This window comes from Mesorhizobium sp. M6A.T.Ce.TU.002.03.1.1, assembly GCF_003997275.1.
GTDB lineage: Bacteria > Pseudomonadota > Alphaproteobacteria > Rhizobiales > Rhizobiaceae > Mesorhizobium > Mesorhizobium mediterraneum.
This window is the reverse complement of the sequence record NZ_RZTI01000026.1, coordinates 52,771-60,054: the sequence shown is the minus strand read 5'-3', so window position 1 is coordinate 60,054 and position 7,284 is coordinate 52,771. Positions and strand designations below refer to the sequence as shown.

7 protein-coding genes and 1 pseudogene are annotated in these 7,284 nt (G+C 63.3%); 5 read left to right on the top strand and 3 right to left on the bottom strand.

The features are described 5' to 3' along the window. The 3 genes and pseudogenes from groEL to EOC93_RS11210 form a co-directional block, all read right to left on the bottom strand. Nucleotides 1-1,051, bottom strand: a 1,051-nt coding sequence (groEL, locus tag EOC93_RS11220) for a chaperonin GroEL (protein ID WP_127204630.1), incomplete at its 3' end; no start/stop codon positions are given. A gap of 65 nt (nt 1,052-1,116) precedes the next feature. Continuing rightward, nucleotides 1,117-1,410 (bottom strand): annotated as a pseudogene (gene groES / locus EOC93_RS11215) (co-chaperone GroES); the annotation flags it as partial. A gap of 288 nt (nt 1,411-1,698) precedes the next feature. After that, a complete protein-coding gene (locus tag EOC93_RS11210; protein WP_126038541.1) occupies nt 1,699-2,046 on the bottom strand; it encodes a hypothetical protein in 348 nt (115 codons plus the stop codon). 784 nt (nt 2,047-2,830) lie between these two features. Between EOC93_RS11210 and EOC93_RS11205 the strand changes: the two genes are divergently transcribed. The 5 genes from EOC93_RS11205 (at nt 2,831) to rlxS (ending at nt 6,970) form a co-directional block, all read left to right on the top strand. After that, entirely contained in the window at nt 2,831-3,154 is a 324-nt protein-coding gene (locus EOC93_RS11205; protein WP_029354915.1) for a DUF736 domain-containing protein, read from the top strand. A gap of 180 nt (nt 3,155-3,334) precedes the next feature. After that, nucleotides 3,335-3,604: a helix-turn-helix domain-containing protein gene (locus EOC93_RS11200; protein ID WP_029354917.1), complete on the top strand. Its 270-nt coding sequence runs from the start codon at nt 3,335-3,337 to the stop codon at nt 3,602-3,604. Continuing rightward, nucleotides 3,601-4,149, top strand: coding sequence for a S26 family signal peptidase (locus tag EOC93_RS11195; protein ID WP_127204629.1), 549 nt, complete (start codon nt 3,601-3,603; stop codon nt 4,147-4,149). The genes EOC93_RS11200 and EOC93_RS11195 overlap by 4 nt, the downstream gene beginning before the upstream one ends. Next, complete coding sequence (locus EOC93_RS11190) at nt 4,137-4,820, top strand: lytic transglycosylase domain-containing protein (protein WP_024505647.1); 684 nt, start codon at nt 4,137-4,139, stop codon at nt 4,818-4,820. Before EOC93_RS11195 ends, EOC93_RS11190 begins: the two co-directional genes overlap by 13 nt. Before the next feature lie 179 nt (nt 4,821-4,999). Further along, nucleotides 5,000-6,970, top strand: a complete 1,971-nt coding sequence (rlxS, locus tag EOC93_RS11185) for a relaxase/mobilization nuclease RlxS (protein WP_095521267.1) — start codon at nt 5,000-5,002, stop codon at nt 6,968-6,970. Nucleotides 6,971-7,284 lie beyond the last annotated feature (314 nt).

Here is a 7,284-nt window from a genome sequence, read left to right as displayed (position 1 = left end):
GCTTGATCTGGGCGACGCGGCCCTGGATCTCGGCCTTCTTGCCGGCGCCGTCGACGATGGTGGTGTTCTCCTTGGAGATCGACACCTTCTTGGCGCGGCCGAGCATGTTGAGGCCGACATTCTCGAGCTTGATGCCGAGGTCTTCCGAGATGACCTGGCCACCGGTGAGGATGGCGATGTCTTCCAGCATGGCCTTGCGGCGATCACCGAAGCCCGGCGCCTTGACGGCGGCGATCTTCAGGCCGCCACGCAGCTTGTTGACGACCAGCGTGGCCAGAGCCTCGCCTTCGACGTCTTCCGAGATGATGAGCAGCGGCTTCGAGGTCTGCACGACGGCTTCGAGAACCGGCAGCATGGCCTGCAGGTTGGACAGCTTCTTCTCGTGCAGGAGGATGTAGACGTCCTCGAGCTCGGCAACCATCTTGTCGGCGTTGGTGACGAAGTAGGGCGAGAGGTAGCCGCGGTCGAACTGCATGCCTTCGACGACTTCGAGTTCGGTCTCGGCGGTCTTGGCTTCCTCAACCGTGATGACGCCTTCGTTGCCGACCTTCTGCATCGCTTCGGCGATCATCTTGCCGACCGAAGCATCGCCGTTGCCGGCGATGGTGCCGACCTGGGCAACCTCTTCGGAGGTCTTGATCTTCTTGGCGTTCTTGATCAGCGTCGCAACGACGTCGGTTACCGCGAGGTCGATGCCGCGCTTCAGGTCCATCGGGTTCATGCCGGCGGCAACGGCCTTGTGGCCTTCCTGGACGATCGACTGTGCCAGAACGGTCGCGGTCGTGGTGCCGTCGCCGGCGATGTCGTTGGTCTTCGAAGCAACTTCGCGGACCATCTGCGCGCCCATGTTCTCGAACTTGTCCTCAAGCTCGATTTCCTTGGCGACGGTGACGCCGTCCTTGGTGATGCGCGGGGCGCCGAACGACTTGTCGATGACGACGTTGCGGCCCTTGGGGCCGAGCGTGACCTTCACCGCGTCGGCGAGGATGTTGACGCCGCGCAGCATGCGCTCGCGGGCATCACGGGAGAATTTTACGTCTTTGGCAGCCATTTTTAGCTCCTGGCAGGGGCTTCAATCGAGCCCGGGAATTCAGTTGACGAAAGGGCCTGATATGAGCCGATGATGCCCATGATGTCGGATTCCTTCATGATCAGAAGGTCTTCGCCATTGAGCTTGACTTCCGTGCCCGACCACTTGCCGAACAGGATGCGGTCGCCAGCCTTGACGTCCAGTGGGACGAGCTTGCCAGCTTCGTCGCGGGCGCCGGAGCCGACGGCGATGATCTCGCCTTCCTGCGGCTTTTCCTTTGCCGTATCCGGGATGATGATCCCGCCAGCGGTCTTGGATTCGGATTCGACCCGGCGAACGACCACGCGGTCATGCAGCGGGCGGAACTTCGACTTTGCCATTTTCGGATTTTTCCCTGGTGCGGATGTTGAGGGGTTTTTGTTAGCACTCGCGATGGACGAGTGCTAACGCGATAGTGAGGTAGGCTGTAAGCGGGCACTCGTCAAGACGGACGAGGGCAGGCGAGGAGCTCTGGCCCCCTCCCCGGTGGAACCCAACGCATACGCGCATCCGCGTTGATGGCTGCGAGCCCCACATTTCCATTGAATTCGGCGTCATGACGCCAACTTGCGCGCGCCGCTTCCAAGTCGTCAGTCGTGCTGCCGTCAGCACGAACATAGGGCTGCGCTTCACTTCCCGTCGAAGCCGCGGCAAGCAGCGTCGCCGTCAGCACGCTCCTTTGCAGATGCTTGCCAAAGGTGGACAGTGAGCGCACCTGCGCCGGGCTGTTGGTGCGAACGTAAGACGTCATTGACAACTCCTTTTTGCAAGTCGAGCCCTTCTCCACCTTCGGCCGCCGTCGACGCGAAGAAGTCCGCATCGCGTTGATGACGAGCTGCGAAAAAGAGAAAGATGTGTTTGATGGCTGCGGCCCCAACGGTGCCTTCAGATTTGAGATCACTTCCGCCGCGAGCGGCTGAAGCTCCTCGCAACGTCACAATCGAATCTGCTGCCAAGCCTCCAGGAAAGGAGAGCATTGCTCATCTCGCGCTTGTGCATGCAGTCAACCTTCGATCCGTGTTGCCACATCTCAAGTGCAAATGCCGTGCCAAAGCTCACTGGGTAGTGAACGCATGGCTCTCCCTGAAAACCTCACAAATCCAGCATGGTCAATTGTGCGGAACCCGACATGCGTCTTCTGCCACTGTCAGCTTTCGGACAGGCATGACGCGTTTCGCGCCGACCACCGGTCGATCGGTTTTGGGGCCGGTCTGTTCGCCTCATAAGAGCGCGTCACGTTGCGTAGCGGTTTCCCGAGCGCCGCCACATGACACTGGACCTGCAGGTAGCACCGGCTTCTCATCCAGCCTTGCTTTGGCCCCTTCGCGTATCAAATTCCCGCTGGCGAGCCCTGCTTTCATAGATCGCACCATGCCGGATGTCTGCTCTGGCGCCCGACCCGCTGGCACGATCTCGATCCGGCATAAGGGCGCAGCATCTTTGCAGGCCGTTTCATCCCGGCGTCCTGCTTGGCTGAAAGACCGCACTTGGCGAGCGGTCTCCATGCTCTCTCCAAGGACCATCCCTGCGGCTGGCTTGTCGACCTATGGGCGGGTCCGGCCGCCCGAAACCCTCGCCATCAGCTTTTTTCCCCGCCGCCTGCGGCGGCTTCCTCGCGCCGCTTCGCTCACAAAAAAGCTGCCCGCTCGGATCCTTCGCTGTCGCTGCGGCCCTGTCGGATTCAGGCGGTCCTGACGCGCCCATTACGGTGCGCCATCGCAGGGGATGGTCCCCGGCGAAACCACAAAAGGAGACTTCGAAATGACCGCGATCGGTTACGTCAACAAGCAGGAAAACGGCGCCTACAAGGGCCAGCTCAAGACGCTCAGCGTCCGCGCCGACATCGATATCGTCCCCAACCAGGCCAAGAGCGCCGACAACCATCCCGACTTCCGGGTGCTTACGCAAGGGGTCGAAGTTGGCGCCGGCTGGATCCGCACCGGCGAGACTTCCGGCAAGGATTATGTGAGCCTGTCGATTGCAGCGCCGGAGTTCGGACCGCGCAAGCTCTACGCCAATCTCGGCCGCGCCGCCGGCCAGGACGATCACGACACCTACGCCATCATCTGGAACCCGGCCGACTGACCGGCCGAGATAGAGCCTCGCGCCGCAGCCCCGGCGCGGGGCTCATTCCCAGGAGTTCCACCCAAACCCCGTCCGCCCTAAAGGGCGGCGAAAACTCTCCCCCGACTCTTCGCCCGTCCCCGAGACGATCTCCCTCGCCCATCCTCGCCCTCGCTTGTCCGAAGCGAAACGAGGATCATCATGGACGACGAAAACGAACGCGCGGCCCGCGCGAAAAAGGGCAGCCCGTTTCTCAGCACAGCCCAAGCCGCCTTCTATATCGGGCTCTCCCAGCGCACGCTCGAAAAGATGCGGCTCAAGGGCGGCGGCCCGAAATTCCGCAAGCACGGCCGCTATGTCCGCTATCACATCGACGAACTCGACCATTGGTCGAAAGGACACCCGCAGCACTCCACCGCCGGCGATGGCAAGGCCGGTTCCGGCCAGGGCGGCACGGGAGGCCGTTCATGAGGCGGCGCCCTTCCATCCATCTGATCGGCAGCCGCCTGAGGCGTGTTCGAGCCCGTAAGACGGTCGCCTTGGCCGCGGCCGGTCTCGGTCTTTTGGGCTTCACGGCGCTGGGAAAGCCCACCCCTTGGCTGGTCTGGAACGCCTCGGCCAGCGCGCCGATCGGCCTTTACCGCATCGCTGCGGGAGCGCTGGCGCGTGGCGATCTCGTGCTCGTGCGCCCGCCTGAATACGCGGCGTATCTCGCCGCCGAGCGCAGCTATCTGCCTCGCAATGTGCCGCTGGCAAAACGTCTTGCAGCGCTGCCGGACGATAATGTCTGCGCCTTCAATGACGCCATCATCATCGGCGGCGACATCGTCGCGCGCCGGCTCAAAATCGACGCCGAAGACCGACCTTTGCCATGGTGGAACGGCTGCCGAGCGCTCGGGGATAACGAGGTTTTCCTGCTCGGCAGCGACAAAAACCGCTCCTTCGACAGCCGCTATTTCGGGCCTGTTCCCACTCAAAATGTCATCGGGAGGCTCGTACCGCTATGGACCGAGTGACCCTCCTCTTGTTGGGCATGATCGCCATTGCGCCATGCGCCTGTTCCGCCTCGACCGGCGCTGAGCCGGTCGCCATCTCCCAAAGTCCGCAGCTGCGAAAGTGGCAGACGTTGGTATCGGAAGCAAGCCGGCGCTTCCATATTCCCCAAGCCTGGATCTATGCCGTCATGGCTGCCGAAAGCGGCGGCAAGACAATGCGCGGCGGCCGCCCCATCACCTCCCCCGCTGGCGCCATGGGCCTCATGCAGGTGATGCCCGGCACCTATGAGGAGATGCGGGTCGAACACGGCCTTGGGCCTAACCCCCACGATCCGCGCGACAATATCCTGGCCGGCACGGCCTATCTCAGCGCCATGTATGACCGCTTCGGATTTCCTGGCCTGTTTGGCGCCTACAATGCCGGTCCCGAGCGCTACGACGAGCATTTGAAGCGTGGCAAACCGCTGCCAGAAGAGACCGTCGAGTACCTCGACCAACTCAAGGCGGCCGGAGTTTCGGCGGCCGACATCGAGGCGTTCGAAAGCCAATCTGTCGCTCCAAAGGCGCAAATCGCTCCTCTCGGACGGTCGCTGTTCTTCATTCATGACGGTGTTCACTCAGGCGTGCGAAACGGCGATCTCTTCGTGCCGCTCGGCAAGGACGGCGCGCAGCCGAAGGAGCCGGTGCGTTAGCCATGGGCGGACGGGGGCGCGTCTGGCGGGGCTGGGCGCGTAAGGCAAGATAAAGGTACCGCCTCCAGGAGGCGGTTAAATCTTTGTCTGCACATCGTTTTTCCAGGAGGCTGCCGCCGGTGCCAAGAGGGTTGGACGTGTAAGTGTCTGATTTTGCTTAATATGTCTGGGAGGCTCGCATGAAGGATGACGAGTTCAGGCCGAAGCTCGGCAAAATCGGGTCGCGCGGCTCGAAGGCAGGCAAACGCTATGCCGGTCAAGTCCGGGCAGCCGTCAACCGAGCCGGCGGCCAGCCCCAGCCCGGCGGTCGCTTCACGGGCAGCCGGACAGGGCGCGGCGGGGCGGCTGCGGCGCTGCTGAAATCGCGCGACCGGTATGCCGCCTTCCGCCAGCGCCGGGTGATCGTCAAGGCGCGGATCGTCAAGCTCGCCGGCAAGGGCGCGGACGGGGCGCGTGCCCATCTACGCTATCTTCAGCGCGACGGCGTCACCCGAGAAGGTGCGCCTGGCGAGCTCTACGGCGCCGACAGCGACCGCGTCGACGGCAAGGCGTTCATCGATCGCGCGGACGGCGACCGCCACCAATTCCGCTTCATCGTCGCTGCCGAAGACGGCATCGAGTATGAAGACCTGAAGGCGCTGACGCGGCGGCTCATGGCGCAGATGCAGGAAGACCTCGGCACGAAGCTCGACTGGGTCGCGGTTGATCATTTCAACACCGGCCACCCGCACAGCCACATCATCGTCCGAGGCAGGGACGACCGTGGCGAGAACCTGGTCATCGCGCGCGAATATATCTCATCTGGCATCCGCGAGCGGGCGGCCGAGCTGGTCAGCCTCGATCTCGGTCCGCGAACCGACCGCGAGATTGAGCTTCGCCTGCGCCGGGAAATGGAGCAGGAACGCTTCACCAGCATCGACCGTCGGCTGCTCAGCATGCGTGATGATGACGGGCTGGTCTCGCCGGGCGGTCCCGACGCCATTCGCCAGACGCTGCACCAGGGACGGCTGCGCAAGCTCGAGCGGATGGGTCTGGCCGCGGAGGTCGGCGCTGGCTCCTGGCGCCTCGACGATGAGCTCGAAGCCACGCTGCGCCGCACCGGCGAACGCGGCGACATCATCAAGACCATCCACCGCGAACTGGCCGGCAAGGGGCTTGCACGCAGTGCCGCCGACTGGGTGATCCACGATCGAGCCGGCGAGCCCGTCCAGTCTCTCGTCGGTCGCGTTGTCGCGCGTGGACTGGCCGACGAGATCAATGACCGCCACTACATGATCGTCGACGCCGTCGACGGTAAGAGCCATTGGATCGACATCGGTAGAGGCGAGGCGATGGAAACGATGCCTAATGGCTGCATCGTGCGTGTCGCGCCAAGGAACACCGAGCCGAGGCGGGTCGATCGTACCATCGCCGAAATCGCCGCCGCGAATGGCGGCCGTTACGACGTCGATATCCACCTGAAGCATGACCCATCCGCCACCGAGAGCTTTGCGCGAACGCATGTGCGGCGGCTGGAGGCGATCCGCCGCGCGACCGGCGGCGTTGAGCGAGAGCCGAACGGCACCTGGCTCATCGCGCCGGACCATCTCGATCGCGTCGCGAATTATGAGGGCCAGCGGGCCAGGGCCGAGCCTGTCGTTGTCGACAAGCTCTCCTCAATGGCGCTGGAGCGACAGGTCAGCTTCAACGGCGCCACCTGGCTCGACCGGGAGCTGGTTGCCGATAGACCCGAGCCTTTGCACGGATCCGGCTTCGGCTGCGACGTGAGAGAGGCGCAAGCTCGCCGGCGGGAGTGGCTGATCGCGCAAGGCCTCGCGCATGAAGAACAGGATCGGATCGTCTATCGAGCCAACATGCTTTCGATCCTGCGCCAGCGAGAACTGAACCGTGTTGCTGGCCAACTGTCGGAGGAACTTGGCCTGCCCTATGCCGAAGCGCGATCCGGAGGACGAGTAGAGGGTACGCTCCGCCGCTCCGTCGAGCTTGCCAGCGGAAAATATGCCGTCGTTGAGAAGTCGCGCGAGTTCACGCTGGTGCCATGGCGGCCGGTGCTTGAGCGCCATGTGGGCAAGGAGGTCTCCGGTGTCGTGAGTGGGGAGGGGATTTCATGGACCGTCGGCCGGCAAAGGAGCGGACCTGGTGTTTCGTGAGATGGTGTACAGCTTTTTTAGCCAGCGGCGCGGGCAGCCATGCGAGCCCGCGTAGACCTTATGGCCGCACGCCCGCAATCGGTCGCATGGACCCGCCAGGCGGGGCGGCTTTGGAGCGTTCGGACCCGACACGCTGCGTGAGTGGCCAGACTTCGAGCGCTCGAAGATGCGGACTGTTGTCTGCTGGCCGGCGTTATTCCGGCTGGCCTATGACCGCGGCGCAACAGTTCACCGCTGAAGTTGCCACGGGCGAACATCGACAAGAGAAAAAACACCATTGCGCGATACAAATCGCCGTTGAAAGCGTTTAGGTT

Coding starts and splice junctions, on each gene's coding strand:
- EOC93_RS11210 (WP_126038541.1), bottom strand. CDS start 2,046: ATGCTCTCCTTTCCTGGAGGCTTGGCAGCAGATTCGATTGTGACGTTG.
- EOC93_RS11205 (WP_029354915.1), top strand. CDS start 2,831: ATGACCGCGATCGGTTACGTCAACAAGCAGGAAAACGGCGCCTACAAG.
- EOC93_RS11200 (WP_029354917.1), top strand. CDS start 3,335: ATGGACGACGAAAACGAACGCGCGGCCCGCGCGAAAAAGGGCAGCCCG.
- EOC93_RS11195 (WP_127204629.1), top strand. CDS start 3,601: ATGAGGCGGCGCCCTTCCATCCATCTGATCGGCAGCCGCCTGAGGCGT.
- EOC93_RS11190 (WP_024505647.1), top strand. CDS start 4,137: ATGGACCGAGTGACCCTCCTCTTGTTGGGCATGATCGCCATTGCGCCA.
- rlxS (WP_095521267.1), top strand. CDS start 5,000: ATGAAGGATGACGAGTTCAGGCCGAAGCTCGGCAAAATCGGGTCGCGC.